The sequence below is a fragment of the Acinetobacter haemolyticus genome (assembly GCF_900406815.1).
In the GTDB taxonomy this organism is placed as follows: Bacteria; Pseudomonadota; Gammaproteobacteria; order Pseudomonadales; family Moraxellaceae; genus Acinetobacter; species Acinetobacter haemolyticus_A.
In genome coordinates this window covers 23,855-42,951 of record NZ_OVCN01000021.1, presented here as the reverse complement: position 1 = coordinate 42,951, position 19,097 = coordinate 23,855, and the positions used below count along the sequence as shown (strand labels likewise).

Here is a 19,097-nt window from a genome sequence, read left to right as displayed (position 1 = left end):
TTAAAGTGTTTGTTCGCACTTATATTTTAACTATTTTGGACTCAGGTTTTTTATTTAAACAAAACTATGGGACAGCAGTGGCCCGTAGGCTCTTTCATATATACAATTCGATATCAACCAAAACGACCCGTAATATAAGCTTCTGTGAGCTGATGATCAGGTTGGGTGAAAACTTTTTCAGTTGAATTCACTTCGATCAAATCACCTAAATGGAAGTAAGCTGTACGGTCAGAAACACGTGCTGCTTGCTGCATTGAATGGGTGACAATTGCAATAGTGTATTGCTCGGAAAGTTCAGAAATTAATTCTTCAATCTTAGCAGTCGCAATTGGATCAAGTGCTGAACATGGTTCATCCATCAAAATCACTTCAGGACTCACCGCAATCGTACGCGCAATACATAAACGCTGTTGTTGACCACCAGATAAACCTGTGCCTGGTTGACTCAAACGATCTTTCACTTCATCCCATAAACCTGCTTTACGCAAGCTATTTTCTACGATTTCTTCTAAGTCATATTTATTACGTGCCAACCCATGTAATTTTGGACCATAAGCAACATTATCAAAAATTGACTTAGGGAATGGGTTTGGTTTTTGGAACACCATGCCCACTTGTGCACGTAATAACACGACATCCAGATTTGGATCATAGATATCTTGACTATCTAAAGTCACCTTGCCAGTTACACGACAAATATCAATCGTGTCATTCATACGATTCAAGGTACGAAGAAAAGTTGATTTACCACACCCTGATGGACCGATAAATGCAATCACTTCATTTTGGTAAATATCTAGATCAATGCCTTTAATCGCTTCAGTCTCACCATAGTACACATGAACATCTTGAGTACTGATCTTTACATCACCATGCGATGGAGATTTTGCTTTGGCAGAAGTTTCAAACTGTGCAACAAACGCTGTTTCCTGCTGAGCTGGTGTTTCTGACGATGTAAATTGAGTTTCTTGTGGATTCACTGATTTATCCTTTTCTAAGGAGTTCGTGGTATCAATAGTATTCATCATGTTATCTCCGATTACCAACGTACTTCAAATTTCTTACGTAACCAAATTGCAAGACTGTTTAAACCAATCATGAGAGCAAGCAGTACAATAATTGCCGCAGCGGTACGTCCCTCGAAGAAGTTACGTAACTCATTGCCCTGCCATAAGAAAATTTGTACAGGTAATGCTGTAGATTGATCCAATGGTGAAGCTGGTACACTTGCTACGAAAGCACTCATACCAATTAACAATAATGGTGCTGTTTCACCGAGTGCTTGTGCAACACCAATAATTGCTCCCGTCAAAATACCTGGCAATGCCAATGGTAAAACATGATGGAAAACAGTTTGAACTCGTGATGCGCCTAAACCTAAAGCAGCTTGACGAATCGAAGGAGGAACAGCTTTGAGTGATGCACGAGTTGTGATAATCACTGTTGGAAGTGTCATTAGACTCAATACTAAACCACCCACCAAAGGTGCAGAAATTGGTAAGTGCATCCAGCCAATAAAGATTGCCGCGCCCAATAAACCAAATACGATCGAAGGTACTGCTGCCAAGTTGTTAATATTGACTTCGATAATATCAGTCATCACATTTTTTGGCGCAAACTCTTCTAAATAGATCGCACTTGCAACACCAATTGGAATAGAAATCAAGATCACGATGAGCATCATAAACAACGAGCCCATGAATGCACCCGCCAAACCACTCGTTGCAGGAGAACTACGCGAATCTGGGTTAACAAATAGATTCGTATTAAAGCTATTCTTGATTACACCATCTGCTTTTAATTGATCCGCTAACTGACGTAACTCAACATTTAATTGTTGTTGCTCGTCTGGAAGAGAACGATCGATATTACCCGCCAACCAAACATCTACATTTGCGTCAGCTAAAATCTTAATGTCTTGTGTTTTACCAATCAGTGATGGATTGGCAAATACCATATCACGTAAACGATACGCTTCAGAACTGGTATAAAGGCCTCTCAACTCATCACGTTGAGCTTCAACTGATGGATCTTTTTTAATAATGGCGTTTGCAATTAAGGCATCCCAATCTGCCATTCCCATTTGAGTTTGCCATTCAATATAACGCTCTTCAAAACGTGCAGGTGTCTCACCCGCCTGGCGTTTTGGTGGTGCGCCAGCATCAATAATCGCTGGATCAAAATACACAGGAATTGTCATGGTATTTTGCCAGAAAGCTGGAAGCCCCTTCGATAAAATACTCACAAAAAGCAATGCAACAAAAGCCAGACCAAGCATCACTGCTGAAAAACCAAAGAAACGAAACGTTTTTTCTTTGCGGTGGCGTTTTGCAAGTGACTTTTCAATTATTGCTTTACGCTCAGCACGTAACTCTTGCGCTGCTTGTGGGTCAAATGCAGGACTTTGATCCACGGGAGATGTATTGGATGAAGTCATTCGTATTGCTCACGATATTTACGCACAATGTACAGTGCAATAATGTTGAGACCCAATGTAATTACAAATAAGGTCAAACCAAGGGCAAATGCCACAAGCGCTTGCGGGCTTGCAAAGTCGGTATCTCCTGTTAACTGGTTCACGATCGTAACCGTTACGGTAGATACTGCCTCTAATGGATTTGCATGCAATATTGGACTATTACCAGCCGCTAAGACCACGATCATGGTTTCACCAATTGCACGAGAAGCAGCAAGTAAGAATGCACCAACAATCCCTGGTAATGCAGCTGGCATCACCACTCGGCGAATTGTTTCGGATTTCGTTGCCCCTAAGCCCAATGAGCCATCACGTAATGATCTCGGTACTTGCGTAATAATGTCATCTGATAAAGATGATACAAATGGGATAATCATAATTCCCATAACAAAACCAGCAGTAAGAGCACTGGTTGCATTGATATTGAGTCCTATCGCTTCACCGAATAACCTAAAATATGGTCCGATGATCATTAAGGCAAAAACACCATACACAATCGTTGGAATACCAGCCAAAACTTCAATTGTTGGTTTTGCCCAAGAGCGTAAACGTGGTGAGGCGTATTCCGCCAAATAAATTGCAATCATCAATCCAACAGGAACAGCAACTAAAAGTGCAACGCCGCTGACCATTAAGGTACCCCAAAGTAATGGTAATAAACCATAACTTCCTTCGACATTACCCGAAGTGCTAAAACCTGGGTTCCACTCTGTTCCAAAGAAGAAATCAAATGGACTAACAAAACTAAAGAAGCGTAACGCTTCACTAAACATCGATAATACGATTCCAATCGTAGTTAGAATCGCAACGCCAGAACATAAAATTAGACCGACATTAATGGCACGTTCAACTTGATTACGTGCTCGAAACTGTTGGCTGATCGTTCTTTTTGCCCAAACCAAGCCCCCCAGTGCCGCACTAATCACAACTGCTACTTTAGCAAAGGTACCAATACTCTGAAATTTGGCTAACTCTTTAGCAGCTGCAAGTTCATAAGCTGCGGCTTGATCCGTTACCCCAAAGCCTGAAGCAATTGCTTGTACACGACTAAATAAAACTGAACGACCACTTTCATCTAGGCTCGCATTCACAGTGGCAGGAATATGGTTAAATACAATTTGTTTTAAGACTGTTGGCTCAACCACATTCCAAATTAACAAAATTAATAAAGCTGGAATACCACACCATAATGCAACCAAAGCACCGTAATAGCCGGGACGCGAATGCAATGCAGCCGAGTTATTCCCCTTACCTGCCAGATTACGACTTTTACGCAACCCAATTTGATATGCGATTGCCACAAGGGCCAATAACACACCGATAATGAGCAGATTCATGCAATCTCCACTGTTTTCTCGATTGTTTTCATCTGAAAAAACTTAACCTGATAAAAAAGGCTGATGATATAGATATCACCAGCCCGATTTAGTCGATATTATTTAACAGTTTTACCTGCTTTAAAGTCAGCTAAGATTTTTGCACGCTCGCTATCCGACATTGGAATTAGACCAGCACGCTCTAACTTAGAACCTTTACCTGTAACATTCTTATTCAAGAAGTATTCTACATACTGTGGTAAGCCTTTGATTGATTTCAAGTGCTCCCCTTTCACATAGAAGTATAAAGGACGAGATACAGGATATTTACCACTTAAAATCGTAGCTTCTGACGGTACAACATTATTTACTGTTGCCACACGAAGCTTGTCACGGTTTTGATCATAGAAACTTAAACCGAATACACCTACAGCACTTTGATTTGTTCTTAAACGTGCAAGAGTTTCTGTGTAGTCACCCGCAATTTCAATTACACGACCATCTTTACGGAAGTTAGTACATACTTTTTTCTGTGCGTCTTTGTCTAAGCCTTTGATATATTCATAAGTTTCACAACCTGAATCTACCATTTTTTCTTGGAAAACTTCACGTGTACCGTGGTTAGAACCAGGGATAACCAAAGTAATTAGTTCATTTGGAAGTGACTTATCAATCTGGTTCCAACGTGTATATGGATTTGGTACCATCTTACCATTTGATGGTAATTCAGCAGCAATCGCTGTAAATATATGATAAGGCTTTAATTTAAATGCTGATTTTTTAATATTTGATGCGAAAACAATACCATCGTAACCAATTTTAATTTCTAAAATTTGGTTAACACCCGCTTTTTTACATACTTCAATTTCAGAATCTTTAATCTTACGAGATGAGTTTGCAACATCGATCGTGTTGTCACCTACACCTTGACAGAATTGTTTTAAACCACCTGATGAACCGCCTGAGCCAACAACAGGAGTCTTAAATTGTGGAAAAGTATTACCAAACTCTTCTGCAGCAATACTTGCGAAAGGTAGTACAGTTGAAGAACCAGCAATTTGGATCGTATCACGAGCTGCGTTTGCAGTCGTTGCTACAGTTGCCCCAGTTACAGCTAATGCAATTGCGAGATTACGTGGGTTTAAGCGCATTTTGTTTTCTCTCATTTATACAATTTGATTTACAACTCTTTTAAATTCAAGTGTTGTACTTTGGTTAACTGCATTTTGATTAGATAATATGACAAATAAGTTACAACTTTGTGACGCTTTGATGATATTTGATATATTGGATTGAATTTAATTAAATAGTTTTAAGAATCAAATATTTATAAATATAAAAAATCTTTGATACTTAAGCAATTACAAGGGAAATTGTAATATTTAATTCAGTGAATGCAACTTATATTTAATTTTTTAGAACAAATTTATCAACGATAGCTAAAACTTTAGTGAAGAAAAGATCTATCATTTTGAGACTTATTCAAGACTATGACACATTTATTAAAATAAGTCGGTTCACCCAAGAATAAGACTTAACTTGTATTCCCCCACCATCAAAGAAAGAAGTGATTATTTTCGATCAACCCATTGCAATGATGTTAATCAATACGCGATTGGTCATTACAATCACGTAGATTTTAATTCGAGTACGTTTCATCAACTAACGAAAAATAAGATTTGATCCGATTATTGCTGCTGGATTTTTATTGTTAAAAGCTCATAAATAAAAACGAGGTCTATGTAGACCTCGTTTTATTAACAAATCAAAATGTGATTAAACAATTGGTGGTACATAAGTACCTTTAACAATTGAGTCTTTGATTCGATCAGCTTCTGCAAGCACAAGTGCCAGCAAGTTCTGTACGTTTTCAAGCGTTGCCACTGGGCTTAACGTTGTCATCTTCAAGGATTGAACATTACCCACCTTAGTTACACCAATGTTTGCCTCACCACGTGCAAATAACTCATCTGCAACGTTCTGGTTCAAGCTATCAATGAATTCCACTGGATAGCCTTCTGGCACGACACGGAACAAGACTGAGGCAAATTGTGGTTCAACCAACAACTCAAGACCTGCTGTTGCTTTGATATAATCAGCAACTTCACGTGTTAATTTCACGCCGTGGTCGATCATAGAACCATAAAGCTCTTCGCCTAATGCTTCAACGGTCATCCACAATTTCAAGGCATCAAAACGACGAGTCGTTTGCAATGATTTAGACACAAGGTTAGGTACCCCATGTTCTTCATCATAAGCAGAGTTTAAGTACTCCGCTTCATAATGCATAAAGCGATAGTTTGCTTCGTCTTTCAACAAGAAAGCACCACAGCTAATGCTTTGGAAATAGTGCTTATGGAAATCAAGCGTGATCGAATCTGATAATTCAATACCATCAAGCATTGCACGATGATCATTTGAAAGAATCAGTGCACCACCCCAAGCTGCATCAATGTGCATCCATGAACCATATTTCGTGGTAATTTCACGGATTTTCTTGAGTGGATCAATCGCACCTGCATCTGTTGTACCTGCTGTCGCAACAACACACGCAACGATTTTCCCTTCAGCTTGAAGATGTGCCATGGTTTTTTCGAGTGCATCGACATCCATTTGCGCATTTTCATTCACAGGAACAGTTACAACTGACTGGAAGCCCATACCCATCATTGCCATGTTCTTTTGCACAGAGAAATGTGCATTTTCAGAACAAATGACTTTGACGTTTTTCATCGCTTCTGCTGGAATACCATCACGCTGAACAGACCATGGCTTACCATTTTCGTCTTTCCAGTTTTTAGAGATACACCAATCACGCGCAAGTAATACACCCATCAAATTCGACTGTGTACCACCAGAAGTGAATACACCTGCTTGACCTGCGCCATAGCCTACTTTTTGACGTAACCAATCAATCAACTGAACTTCCATCAATGAACCGGCTGGGCTTTGGTCCCATGAGTCCATAGATTGGTTCGTTGCATTAATTAACACTTCAGCGATTTGGCTCATGACCATCGTTGGGCAGTGTAAATGTGCAAGTGAATGAGGATGATGTACTTTTAAGCTTTTGTTGAGAAACAACTCAACCATACGCTGTAAGGACTGCTGTACACCTAGGCCTTCTTTTGAAGGATTAAAAGATATTGCTGCGCGCAAATCTTTAATACTGCCACCTGTGTACATTTTGTCGTTTTGCAACCATGCTGAAACGGCTTGTACCGCCTCGCCCATTGCTGACTGATAGTCAGCAATAGATTGAGCATCATTGCATAGTAACGCTTTACGATGTTCTGCAAAATCAACCATGGATTAGCCTCGCACTGCTTTTAATGCTTCCGCAACTGCCTTTTTGAAGCGTGCAATCACTTCAACACATTCGTCTTGGTTGATAATCAATGGGCAAAGTAAACGAATTACTGTACCGTTACGACCACCTTTTTCCAACAATAGCTTATTGTTGAAACATGCAGTTTGAATCGCTGCTGCTAACTGTGCATCAGCAGGTAATGATCCCATATGATCTGCAGGCTTACGCTCATCAACAATCTCAACGCCGATCATCAAGCCACGACCACGTACATTGCCGATACATGGGAATTCTTGAGCAAGTTTATTAAACTCTGCTTGTAAGAAATCACCACGCTCTTGTGCATTTTGTGCAAGGTTTTGCTCTTTAATGGTTTTTAGAACCATTAAACCTGTACCCATCGCCAATTGGTTACCACGGAAAGTACCCGTGTGACCAGCTGGCTGCCAAGCATCAAACTTACGCTTAATACCCAGTACAGCTAATGGAAGACCACCACCAACAGCTTTTGACATCACGACAACATCAGGCTCGATCCCAGCATGTTCAAAGGCAAACATTTTACCTGAACGTGCGAAACCAGCTTGGACTTCGTCCAAAATTAATACGATGTTGTGCTTTTCAGTCACTTCGCGGATTTTTTGCAACCATTTCGCTGGTGCTGTTACCACACCACCTTCACCTTGAATTGCTTCTAAAATGACAGCAGCAGGTTTAGTTACACCGCTTTCAACATCTTCAATGAAGTTTTCAAAGAAATAGGTTAAGGCATCAACACCCGCTTCACCACCTAAACCAAGTGGGCAACGGTATTCATGCGGATATGGCATAAATTGAACACCTGGCATCAAACTATTCACTGCATTCTTAGCAGACAGGTTACCTGTCATCGCTAATGAACCGTGTGTCATGCCATGGTAACCGCCAGAGAAGCTGATCACTGAACTGCGACCAGTAAAAGTTTTTGCAAGTTTAATTGCTGCCTCAGTCGCATCTGCACCAGAAGGACCACAGAACTGAAGGCAATATTCTTCTTTACCACCCGGCAAATGTGCCAAAAGTGCTTCTGTAAAAGCATCTTTTAAAGGAGTCGTTAAGTCTAAAGTATGCAATGGCAAACCGCTTGCCAATGTATCTTGAATACTTTGAATCACCGCAGGATGATTATGACCTAAAGCCAATGTTCCTGCCCCAGCTAAACAATCAAGGTACTCAGTACCTTCAACATCAGTAACCCAGCAGCCTTGTGCTTTTGCAATTGCCAACGGTAGTTTACGAGGATAACTACGAACATTCGATTCCATTTGACTTTGGCGAGTCAAATAATATTCGTTGGTTGCATTAGCGGCAGGATTTACGGAAGTAACGCTCATATCGAATTACCATCTCTGATATGGGTAAAAGAAATAAGTCTGGTGACTTTTGGTCCTTTGACTCGGTGCTTGTTTGAATCTAGTACAGACACAAAATTTTATATCTTTCAACTAGGAGCGAGATGATACCTAATTTTCAAAGAAAATAAACAATTTTATGCCTGAGATTCATCTAATATTATTGAAAAAAAATTTCTTTCAATTAAGTATGATGGATTATCTTCCTACTATGTGACAAGAGAAAGAAAGTAAGCTTTTTTAAATATTGAATTTATTTTTAGATAAACGGTCAAATTAAACACTATAGAAAACTGATTTTTAAGAAATTTTTATTTTATTTTTTAGTTGCAAGAACACACTAAGTTATTACAAATCCACCACAAAATATGCAGATGTTCCTCACGACTTCTTTTTAATATCAAAGTTGAAAAAATAAATCTTCAGTACCAAATTCTAAGGAATTTTTTATGCGCACTCTAGCTCTCTCAACGATGATACTTGGAGCAACATTGAGTCCTACACTTTTTGCCCATGAAACAGAAAAACTGAACTATAACATCGTGAATATTCAAGCAGACGCTTCACGACAGGTTGCCAATGATCAAATGCAAGCAGTTCTGTACATAGAAAAGAGTCACAAACAACCAGCTGAGCTATCGAATCAAATCAATCAATTGATGAATCAAGCACAGGCAATTGCTCGTAAATACCCTCAAGTTAAAGTGGAAACCGGTGCTCAAAGCACTTATCCAATATATGACAATGACAGCAGGAAACTAAAAGAATGGCGTGCTCGTGCAGAAATCCAACTTGAAAGTAAAGATTTTAAAGCAGCAAGTCAGCTTATTAGTGAGTTACAACAAAATTTCCAAACTCAATCGATCAACTTTACTGTTTCAGACGAACAACGTAAAAAAGTTGAAAATGAATTGATGATTGAAGCATCTAAAAACTTTCAACAACGAGCTCAATCAATCACGCAAGCGTGGAACAAAGCACAATACAATCTTGTCAGTTTAAATTTAAATACCAGCAATTATTTCCCTCAACCCATGTTGCGAGGTGGCGTAGCAAAATTTGCAATGGCTGAAGCCGCGCCTGCTCAAGACATGGCAGCAGGTGAATCAAAAATTACTGTCAATGCGAATGGTAGTATTCAGTTTAAATAATTTTTGGTAACGACATAGAATAAGAGAAGGCATTTGAATATGCCTTCTCTTTATTTAGCCTGAGCTAAATTCTGCAATGAGTCCCACGCTGCACTCGCCAATATTTCTCTATACATCTTTGGATTCGTCACGACATTTCCAAATAACCATGCACGACAATAATTTTCAGTTGCACCAATCACCAATGACATCATTAATTCAGATGGGGCCGATTTTAATAAGTAAGCATCACTGTATTTCGAAATATGGTGACGTATTACTTTATTTCTAACCTTATTTTTTTCAACTAAAATTGAGCGATGCTCACTTTGCATCACACTATAATGAGCCAGCAATAAAAATTTAGCGAATTCAGGCTGATCCGCCACCCAATCCACATAGCTATAAATCAATTGATAAATTAACTCTTTTAAAGATTGCACCTTTTCTAAATATTGATCTCTTAATGCAGTTTGATCTTCTAAAGCAGCAAAAACCAACGCTGCAATCACCCCTTCTTTATTTTTGAAATGGTGATAAATCGCCCCTACACTACTTTTAGATCTTTCTCGAATCATCTCAATACTGGTCGCATCTAATCCATAGTCTAAAAAACAAGACAAGGCATCCATCATGATCTGTCTTTTCAATAAAGATCTTCGTTGAGGATATAATCTCTCTAATAATTGCTGAGCCGTTTGCATATTCAATTTTAGTTCACCGATTGTCGGAACTATTGTGTATGACTTGACCGCAACTTGTAAACAGAATTATATTCTGTAAGAGAATTAAATTCTGTTTGTTTAGGATAATATTAAATGGCTTCAACTTTAGAATTATGGAATAAAGCGTGTGCTTTTCCTGCTGGGAAATGGACATTTTCGCGTATGTTGTGTCTTAAAGCACCGTATTTCAGTAGTATTTCTCCATTAATTGAAGAACTAAAACCGAATTCCTGTACGGTCTCCATCAAGAAAAAACGTTCATTACTCAACCATATTGGGACGGTCCATGCAATTGTGATGTGTAATATGGCTGAATTGGCAGGTGGAGTGATGACAGAAGTCGCTGTACCATCAAGCCACCGCTGGATTCCAAAAGGCATGACGGTTGAATACTTAAAAAAGGCAGAAACTGATCTAATCGCTATAGCAACCCCAGTTGAAGAAAATTATGATTGGGATAAAGCAGGCGAATATATTGTCAATGTCGATGTATTTGATAAAGCTAACGAAAAAGTTTTTCAGGCAAGAATCACAATGTGGACTTCTAAAAAGAAATAATAAAAAAAAACCCGAACTCAATAAGTTCGGGGATCTCTGGACACTCAAAGATTATTTTTTAAATGGTAATGCATATTTAAAAATACGCCCCACCACTTCACCGAATTGTTTTACAAAACTCGCATTATTGTAATTTAAGCCATATTTTTTACATACAGCTTCAACTTTTGGTGCAACTTCACGATAACGGCGCGCAGGAATATCTGGAAACAAATGATGCTCAATCTGATGACTTAGATGTCCTGTTAAAATATGAAATGCCTCTGAACCCGTAAGATTTGATGAGCCACGAATTTGACGCATATACCAGTGACCACGACTCTCATTTTGTAAAACTGTTTTCGGGAAAACTTCTGCATCTTTGGTAAAGTGACCACAGAAAATAATACTAAATGTCCAAACATTACGTATTCCATTGGCAACCAAATTTCCTGCAAAAACAGGAATCGCTGATGGGCCTGCAATCAATGGGAAAAATACATAATCTTTAAACAGTTGTTTGCCAATTTTATTTTTAACAGGTCGCCATTCTTGCTTAAACTCGTCCATGGTTTTGCGCTTATACACCAGTTTGCCCAATTCAAGATTTTGAATTGCGACACCCCATTGGAATAACAAACTAAAAGGCAGGATATATAAAGGCTGAATCACTGAGAACTTGCTCCAACGCTGTTCAGGAAATAAACGGAATACGCCATAGCCTACGTCATCATCCATCCCTTTGATATTGGTATAGGTATGATGCTTATAATTATGTGTTTGTCTCCAATTATCTGAAGTTCCCACCGTATCCCATTCGTAGGTTTGACCATTGAATTTAGGATCATTCATCCAGTCATACTGACCATGCATGACATTGTGCCCCAATTCCATGTTTTCCATGATCTTGGCAAAACCTAATAAACCTGTTCCCAATAACCATGCTGGCGGAAACCAACCTGCAAATAACAGTGCACGTCCTAAAAAGCTACTATAGCGAATGGTTGAATAAACACGACGAATATATTTCGCGTCTTTTTCACCCAAATCATTCAAAACATCTTGCTTGATTTGATCCAATTCGCGTGCAAAAGCCTCTAACTCAGCAGCAGTTAAATCACGATTTTTAGGGTTTTTAAAATATTGAATTTTAACAGGCATATTCATAATCATTTTCTCGCTTACAGATCAATCACAAGATCAGATTGAGCAGAATTTACGCAAATTTTTAATAACTGAGATGGCTCATGATTGGCTGAACCATTAAGTAGATTTTTAGTCGAGCCTTGCGCTTTGTTACAAGCACACTTATTACAAATTCCCATTCGGCAACCATGATTTGGCTTAATGCCTTGATGCTCCAAACTGGCTAAAATCGATTGGCCTTTTGGGATCGAAACCGTTTTGTTGGACTGAGTCAATGTGACATTAATAAAACCTGAATCTGTTGCATCATCTGCAAGCTGACTCAAACTAAACGCTTCTGTTTGAAGGGCTGCAGCATCTACGAATAATGTCTCTGCTGTTGCAGCAAAGCCCGAAGGACCACAGGCATATACGGTGGTTTGATTCAGCTTGGTAAATTGATCAACATGTTTTTGATTTAAACGCTGATCTTGTTCTTGGGTATAAAAAATTTGATAGCTGAAATTTGAAAAGTTTTCTGAAACTTCTTTGAAATACTCAGCATATGCTGCGTCAGCATGGGTTTTCACCCAATACATCAGTTGTACAGGAAAGGTATTCAATTGCTTTGATTGGCATAAAGCCTCAATCAAACTCAGCATCGGTGTGATCCCACTACCTGCTGCCAATAACAATAAATTTGGGCTTTGAATATGCTGTTGCATATCGCCATAAGGTTGCCCCAAATGCACGATATCGCCTATTTTGCACTGTTCAACTAACCATGAACTGACAAGACCTTGATCAACTTTTTTCACCGTCAAACAAAGATGTTCTGCATCCACTTGCATCAAACTATAGGTACGCTCGTAATGACGTCCAGCGATTTCAACCGTAATCGGATGATGCTGCCCTGCAACTCCACGCTTAACATGACGATTGCATTTTAAAATTAGACTAACCGTATCTTTTGCCACATCTTGTTTTTTTACGACTTGGGCTAAAGGTTGATTTACAGACCATAAAGGATTGATTTTCTGTAACCAAAAATTGGCATCATGGCTGTTCATTACGCTGTTAGCCAATGAATTGAATAGAGAATTTCTCTTTTCGATTGCATACATGAGCAAGTACTCTGGTTGTTTTGTAGTTATTATACACATGTATATTTATTTGTATATATACATGTGTATAATAATTTATGTTTCACAAGTTCAAATACAACCGCTATACTCTGAATTAGCTTACTTATATTTTGAAAACAATGGTTCATTCTTCTTTTTCACAGCTCGACACTGACACATTAAATGGCCAAGATGTCATTCCAATGAAAGCCCCCGCGCGTTCAGTAGGCAGAAAAGCAACAATTACAAAAGAAGAGTTATTCCAAGCCACTTTAAATCTGATTGGCCCACAAAAAAGTATCGCTTCATTGAGTTTGCGAGAGATCGCACGTGAGGCAGGTATTGCACCGAATAGTTTTTACCGTCATTTTAAAGATATAGATGAGCTTGCAATTGCATTAATTGATCGTGCAGGTTTAGTCCTCCGTAAAATTATTCGTGAAGCTCGATTAAAAGCAGTTTTACAACAAAGTATTATTCGTAGCTCTGTTGAAGTCTTTATACAACAGCTGGATGCTGATGAGGGTAACCTCAGTCTATTGCTACGCGAAAGTTATACTGGCTCAACCTCGTATAAAGCAGCAGTTGATCGTCAACTCAATTTCTTTCAACAAGAACTACAAGAAGATTTGATTCGTTTGGAACAATTGAATAATAGTAAAATGAGTCATGCAGATATTGCCGCCAAAGCGATTACTCAATTGGTTTTCAATATGGGAGCAAAAGTACTCGACCTACCTGTTGAGCAGCGTACAGAAGTTGCAGAACAAACCATGATCATGATTCGCATGATCTTACAAGGTGCTCGACATTTAGATGAAGCAAGTATTCGCTAATATGATTCGTGTTTAATCATAGCTTGTCGTTATTTCAGTTTAGAAAATTTAGCAGTGTAAGTTTTTATGGGCTTACACTTTTTTTGTTCTTAAAATTACAAAAGTTTTAAAAAACTAAAACACTCTCACAAGAGGTTGGAGCGTACTCTAAAAAAGAAATTAACAGTTTCAATTTACTGTTTTTCATCAATGATAATTGAATGAGGTAACTATGAATTCTTCAGCGGCTAAAACTTTAAAAGTATATACACGTAATAATTTAGATGATTCTATCAAAGAAGCGACTGTTAAAATCCTAAATCAAATTCTTGCTAATCTAATCGATTTATCATTATTAACCAAACAAGCACACTGGAATATGCGTGGTAGCAACTTTATCGCAGTGCATGAAATGTTGGATATGTTCCGAACTTCGCTAATTACCCATTTAGATAATGTTGCTGAACGTGCGGTGCAAATTGGTGGTACAGCATTAGGTACTACTCAAACGGTTGCAGAAAGTTCACATCTCAAAGCGTATCCTGTTGCGATCCATGCTGTACAAGATCATTTGAAAGAACTAGCTGATCGTTATGGCGTGGTTGCCAACCATCTACGCGATACAATTGATGAAATACAAGATCCAATTTCTGAGGACATTATCCATGCAGCCTTGGAAGATTTAGATCAATACCTATGGTTCTTAGAAGCCAACATAGACCAAAACTAAGTTTAATTTATTCGAGATATAAAAAAAGAGGACGATTCAGTCCTCTTTTTTTATTAGAGCCAATTATGGCTTAACCACGACCAACACTTGAATCGCTTCAGGTGTGACAGATAGACCATCAAGTAAGCCTAAGCCTTCTTGTTGGAATTTCTGCAAACGCTCAATTTCATCTTCGCGGATACTTGGATTAAATTGCTTAAGATAAGTCAAACGGTCAATCTCATATTGCCACTTGCCGCTGTAATGCTCTTTAGCCTGTTGCATTAACTCAGGCAGCGAAGACTTTGCAATATCCAACGCTTGTGCATATCGAGTCTCAATCACTTCACGGCGTGCCTTGACCACTTGGCGGCAGCTATTACCATCTAAATGGTGCAGGTATGGACGTAAAATACTTGGATCAATCTTGGCAGATAAGTCCTGACCATTTTCGCTCAGTAATACACGAATCAATTGTTTTGGTAAGCTAGATGGTAAGTTCAATGCTTTCGGCGCAACTACGTCGACTTTAAACCAAACTTCGAGTAAAACCGAACCTTGCTTTAATGCATTAGATTTTAACAACGCAACATTGGTACTACCAAATGACTGAGTACGGATCATTTCCATCACACTTTCAATGAATGGATGTTCCAAAGTCAGATATTGTGCATCTTCACGAATCTGTGCTTGATCACGATAGAAGGTCGCTGTCATGCCTTCTTCGTCCAAGGTGATTCCTTGAACTTGCATTTGATCAGTCGGCTTGATAATCACCGTACCATTGCTTTGCTCATCAAAATCAATGTTGGTTGATGACATAAAACGTTTAACAAACATTGGTAAAGTGGTATTGTCATCATAATCTTCAAGCGCTTGTACGATGCCTTGTGCAACCACTGGACGGCATGAATTGTACTCAAGCAAACGGTCACGACCCGCTTGTAACTCAGCTTCTAATGCTTGACGCTGTACATTTACTTCTTCAAGTAAGTCTTCAAAGGTTTGACCTTGGTCTGCCAACAAGCAATCTTTCAGTTCAACAATAAAGTTCTCTTGTAGCGTTTGTGCTGTTGGAGAAATATTGCTGAAAATATTAAGAGCTTCATTGTACCAACGGAACATACGTTCTTGCGCTGTTCCCATTAAGTAAGGCACGTGGATTTGAATACGGTTCTCTTGACCGATACGATCTAAACGACCAATACGTTGTTCAAGTACGTCAGGGTTTGCAGGTAAATCAAATAGGATGAGATCACTGGCAAACTGGAAATTACGCCCTTCTGAACCAATCTCAGAACACAGAAGAATCTGCGCACCATAGCTATCTTCAGCAAAGTATGCTGCCGCTTGGTCACGTTCTAACAAGCTCATGCCTTCATGGAACATTGCGGTACGAATGCCTGCATGTAAACGTAATGCATTTTCCAATGCTTCAACCACTGGACCGCTGCGCGCAATCAACAACACTTTTTTGTGTTTTAAGTCTTTACGCAGCACTTCCATCAACCAAGGCACACGCGGATCTGTTTCCATCCATGCGCCATCAATTTGACCTTCTTCGGGCCACATCTGCTCACGCATTTTGCCATCCATTGACCAATTGTCCGGTGCTGGCAATGGTGCTGGCTGGCAATCACGCCCAGGGAAGCCTTGAATCGCTTCACGCGTATTACGGAATAAGATACGACCTGTACCATGACGATCTAAGAGCTCATGAATCGCGCGCATACGCTGTTCAGGCTGATCATCAATCCGATGACCCAATAAGCCTTCTAGTGCTACTAAATGCTCTTCAGTCAATGCTTCGTCAGACATCAATACTTCGGCAACTTTCGCCGTTTGTTGATATTGTTCTTCTTCGTCGAGGAAGCGATCTAAACTGCTAAAACGTTGCGGATCGAGTAAACGTAAACGTGCAAAATGGCTTTCTACGCCTAACTGTTCAGGTGTTGCTGTAAGTAATAAAACACCCGCCGTTTGTTCTGCTAATTCTTCTACCAGATCATAACGATCGTTACCGCCATCTTCTTCACTCCACATCAAGTGATGTGCTTCATCGACAACCAGTAAATCAAAGCCCGCTTCAACCGCCTGCTCACGCAAATCTTCATGGTCAACCATCAAATCGACACTGGCGATAATACATTGTTCTGTTAAGAATGGATTGAGATCAGGATCATGTTCTTTGATCGAAGCAGTACGGGTTAAATCGAAAAGCGAGAATTGCAAATTGAAACGGCGACGCATTTCAATCATCCACTGATATTGCAGTGAATCAGGCACCAAAATCAAGATACGTTCTGAACGTCCTGTTTTGAGTTGCTGATGGATGATTAAGCCTGCTTCAATGGTTTTACCCAAACCTACTTCATCGGCCAATAAAACACGCGGAGCAAAACGCTTACCCACTTCATGTGCGATATAAAGCTGATGGGGAATCAAACCGACACGTGCACCGAGAAAACCACGTAAAGGACTGGTATGCATCTGCGCCTGTAACAACATCGCTTCAATACGTAAGTCATACCACTCTTTGTAATCGACTTGACTCGCCAATAGACGCTCTAAAGGCTTTGACAGCTGAATTTGCGCACCAATACGGGTTTCATTGAGAGACTTACGCTCTTCTTCACCATTTTCCAGTGTACGAACCACGTCATAACGCAATACACCATGACGATCTTCAATGGATTCAACAATCCACTTGATCCCTTCTTGGTCTTGCACTTCATCTTTTACATTAAAAATGATCCGTGATAAGGGTGCATTGTTACGTGCATAAACACGAGTTTCATCACTTTTGGGGAATAAAATACTAATAGAACGTTCATCTACATCAATAAGAACACCTAAACCGAGTTCAGTTTCTGTATCTGATAACCAACGTTGACCAATAGCAAACGGCTGCAATTTATTCCACCTTTTCTCATGTTAGCCCACATATTGTATGCCTTAAACTGATGAAAGTTTAAGCTACTTTATGTAGTTTTAAATTTGGTTTTTACGGGAAATTAACCACGCAAACAACCCTAATATTTTGACATAAAGCTGACTGAAATAGCGCACTTTAGGTCTATTTAGATTAAAAAAATCCGGTTAAAACGGCACGGCACAATCAAAATCAAGCTGTGTGCCCGTTTTAGGATGAGCAAAGCTCAGTTGCGTCGCATGTAAACACAAACGTTCATAAAGCTGTTGCTGTTCTGGTGTGGCATATAAGGTATCGCCAAGAATCGGATGACCTAAATATTGCATATGTACCCGAAGTTGATGTGAACGCCCTGTAATCGGGATCAACTTGACCCGTGTGACTGCTTGCCCTTGAATCTCTAAGTGCTCAATCGCTTGCCACTCTGTTAAAGCGGGTTTGTGATGAGATGCATCAACGATATGTAATGGAGGACGGCTTGGATCATAAATCACAGGAATATCAACCGTTCCCTGTCCTTCTAAATGACCCGCAACCAAAGCTTGATAGATTTTTGAAGTTTGGCGATCTTGGAATTGACGTGAAATCGTGCTCTGTCCAAATCTGGATAAGCCAAACACCAAGATACCCGAGGTATCACGATCCAGGCGATGGATGAGTAAAGTTCTAGGTTCTAATTTTAATAATCGATTGATCAAACAGTCTTGTAAATCAGGGGTTTTCCCTGGCACTGTTAGAAGTCCAGCAGGTTTATGGATCACCATAAAATCTTCATCACGATGAATCAAATGTTCACTTAGAAAATCACTCAAGGTAGCCTTCCAACGACTGGATGAAAACAAGCGGGCAATCATAAAAAGCTTGGCGCTGAATTACAATGCATGACACGTATTTTTACTAATTTTTTTCGTGTTTCTCTCAATTTTTCATCCAGATTCGAATTTAAGTGATGATTTAGGTCGGTTGCTCTAGAAATTGTTGAATCGCATGCCGGGCAATTTCTGCATCTTGAAAAGATTGTACCCCCGAAACGCCAATAGCTCCCACAACCTGTCCTTGATAGACAATCGGCTCACCGCCTTCTAACATGCCTTTGGCTGCCTTTATTGTTAAAAAGCCGATTTTACCATCACGGATCATATCTTCAGATGCCTTGGTCGCTCTGCGACTGACTGCGGCAGAATGGGCTTTTTCTTGGCAAATTTGTGTTGATAATACTGGTGCGCCATCCATACGCTTCATCATTAACAAGGTTCCACTGTCATCGACCACGGCAATACTGACATTAAAACTATGTACTGCGGCATATTTTGATGCTGCATCAACCAGGATTTCCACATCCGCCGCAGTTAAATAATGTTTAGTTTTCATTGTTACTCCATTCCTATGAGTTTTTTATCAATAGCTTATTTAAAATATGGTCTATAGAAGCGCCATCAATAGACTGCACAAACTAAAACCTTAATGCTTTGTTGCAGCCCAAGACAAGCCCAAATATGGTTTATTA

At 39.5% G+C, this 19,097-nt stretch carries 16 protein-coding genes; 4 read left to right on the top strand and 12 right to left on the bottom strand.

All coding sequences use genetic code 11. The features are described 5' to 3' along the window. Positions 1-113: 113 nt before the first annotated feature. The 6 genes from pstB to DK207_RS13800 all read right to left on the bottom strand — a co-directional run bounded on the left by pstB (position 114) and on the right by DK207_RS13800 (position 8,475). Positions 114-1,025, bottom strand: coding sequence for a phosphate ABC transporter ATP-binding protein PstB (gene pstB, locus DK207_RS13825; protein ID WP_109441695.1), 912 nt, complete (start codon positions 1,023-1,025; stop codon positions 114-116). A 14-nt stretch (positions 1,026-1,039) separates the two neighbouring features. After that, positions 1,040-2,437 (bottom strand): phosphate ABC transporter permease PstA, encoded by a 1,398-nt coding sequence (pstA, locus tag DK207_RS13820; RefSeq protein ID WP_109441679.1) that lies wholly within the window; start codon positions 2,435-2,437, stop codon positions 1,040-1,042. After that, the gene (gene pstC, locus DK207_RS13815; protein WP_109441678.1) at positions 2,434-3,813 is read right to left on the bottom strand and encodes a phosphate ABC transporter permease subunit PstC; all 1,380 of its coding nucleotides are present in this window, start codon (positions 3,811-3,813) and stop codon (positions 2,434-2,436) included. Before pstC ends, pstA begins: the two co-directional genes overlap by 4 nt. A 98-nt stretch (positions 3,814-3,911) precedes the next feature. Then, a complete protein-coding gene (locus DK207_RS13810; protein ID WP_109441677.1) occupies positions 3,912-4,943 on the bottom strand; it encodes a substrate-binding domain-containing protein in 1,032 nt (343 codons plus the stop codon). 625 nt (positions 4,944-5,568) lie between these two features. Next, positions 5,569-7,101 carry a pyridoxal phosphate-dependent decarboxylase family protein gene (locus tag DK207_RS13805; RefSeq protein ID WP_109441676.1) on the bottom strand — a complete coding sequence of 511 codons (1,533 nt, stop codon included), beginning with the start codon at positions 7,099-7,101 and terminating at the stop codon, positions 5,569-5,571. A 3-nt stretch (positions 7,102-7,104) separates the two neighbouring features. Next, entirely contained in the window at positions 7,105-8,475 is a 1,371-nt protein-coding gene (locus DK207_RS13800) for a diaminobutyrate--2-oxoglutarate transaminase (RefSeq protein WP_109441675.1), read from the bottom strand. 467 nt (positions 8,476-8,942) lie between these two features. On the opposite strand from DK207_RS13800, the gene DK207_RS13795 reads away from it, so the two are divergent. Next, positions 8,943-9,644: an SIMPL domain-containing protein gene (locus DK207_RS13795; protein ID WP_109441674.1), complete on the top strand. Its 702-nt coding sequence runs from the start codon at positions 8,943-8,945 to the stop codon at positions 9,642-9,644. 50 nt (positions 9,645-9,694) lie between these two features. Here the strand turns inward: DK207_RS13795 and DK207_RS13790 are convergent, their stop codons facing one another. Next, positions 9,695-10,327: a TetR/AcrR family transcriptional regulator gene (locus DK207_RS13790; protein WP_109441673.1), complete on the bottom strand. Its 633-nt coding sequence runs from the start codon at positions 10,325-10,327 to the stop codon at positions 9,695-9,697. A gap of 114 nt (positions 10,328-10,441) precedes the next feature. Between DK207_RS13790 and DK207_RS13785 the strand changes: the two genes are divergently transcribed. After that, on the top strand, positions 10,442-10,906 hold the full coding sequence (locus tag DK207_RS13785) for a hotdog fold domain-containing protein (RefSeq protein ID WP_109441672.1): 465 nt from the start codon (positions 10,442-10,444) through the stop codon (positions 10,904-10,906). A 51-nt stretch (positions 10,907-10,957) separates the two neighbouring features. Here the strand turns inward: DK207_RS13785 and DK207_RS13780 are convergent, their stop codons facing one another. Together DK207_RS13780 and DK207_RS13775 are read right to left on the bottom strand one after the other, a co-directional pair. Next, positions 10,958-12,052 carry a fatty acid desaturase family protein gene (locus DK207_RS13780; RefSeq protein ID WP_109441694.1) on the bottom strand — a complete coding sequence of 365 codons (1,095 nt, stop codon included), beginning with the start codon at positions 12,050-12,052 and terminating at the stop codon, positions 10,958-10,960. Between the two features lie 14 nt (positions 12,053-12,066). Continuing rightward, positions 12,067-13,134: a ferredoxin reductase gene (locus tag DK207_RS13775; RefSeq protein WP_109441671.1), complete on the bottom strand. Its 1,068-nt coding sequence runs from the start codon at positions 13,132-13,134 to the stop codon at positions 12,067-12,069. A gap of 140 nt (positions 13,135-13,274) precedes the next feature. Here DK207_RS13775 and fabR point away from each other — a divergent pair, with 140 nt between their 5' ends. Next, positions 13,275-13,970 (top strand): HTH-type transcriptional repressor FabR, encoded by a 696-nt coding sequence (gene fabR / locus DK207_RS13770; protein WP_109441670.1) that lies wholly within the window; start codon positions 13,275-13,277, stop codon positions 13,968-13,970. Positions 13,971-14,181: 211 nt separating this feature from the next. Further along, the gene (gene dps / locus DK207_RS13765; RefSeq protein ID WP_109441669.1) at positions 14,182-14,679 is read left to right on the top strand and encodes a DNA starvation/stationary phase protection protein Dps; all 498 of its coding nucleotides are present in this window, start codon (positions 14,182-14,184) and stop codon (positions 14,677-14,679) included. A gap of 63 nt (positions 14,680-14,742) precedes the next feature. Here dps and rapA read toward each other — a convergent pair whose 3' ends face one another. The 3 genes from rapA to DK207_RS13750 all read right to left on the bottom strand — a co-directional run bounded on the left by rapA (position 14,743) and on the right by DK207_RS13750 (position 18,961). Further along, complete coding sequence (gene rapA, locus DK207_RS13760) at positions 14,743-17,571, bottom strand: RNA polymerase-associated protein RapA (protein WP_109441668.1); 2,829 nt, start codon at positions 17,569-17,571, stop codon at positions 14,743-14,745. A gap of 186 nt (positions 17,572-17,757) precedes the next feature. Further along, positions 17,758-18,402, bottom strand: coding sequence for an RluA family pseudouridine synthase (locus tag DK207_RS13755; RefSeq protein ID WP_171293691.1), 645 nt, complete (start codon positions 18,400-18,402; stop codon positions 17,758-17,760). Between the two features lie 142 nt (positions 18,403-18,544). Beyond that, positions 18,545-18,961, bottom strand: coding sequence for a GlcG/HbpS family heme-binding protein (locus DK207_RS13750; protein WP_109441666.1), 417 nt, complete (start codon positions 18,959-18,961; stop codon positions 18,545-18,547). Between the last annotated feature and the right edge of the window lie 136 nt (positions 18,962-19,097).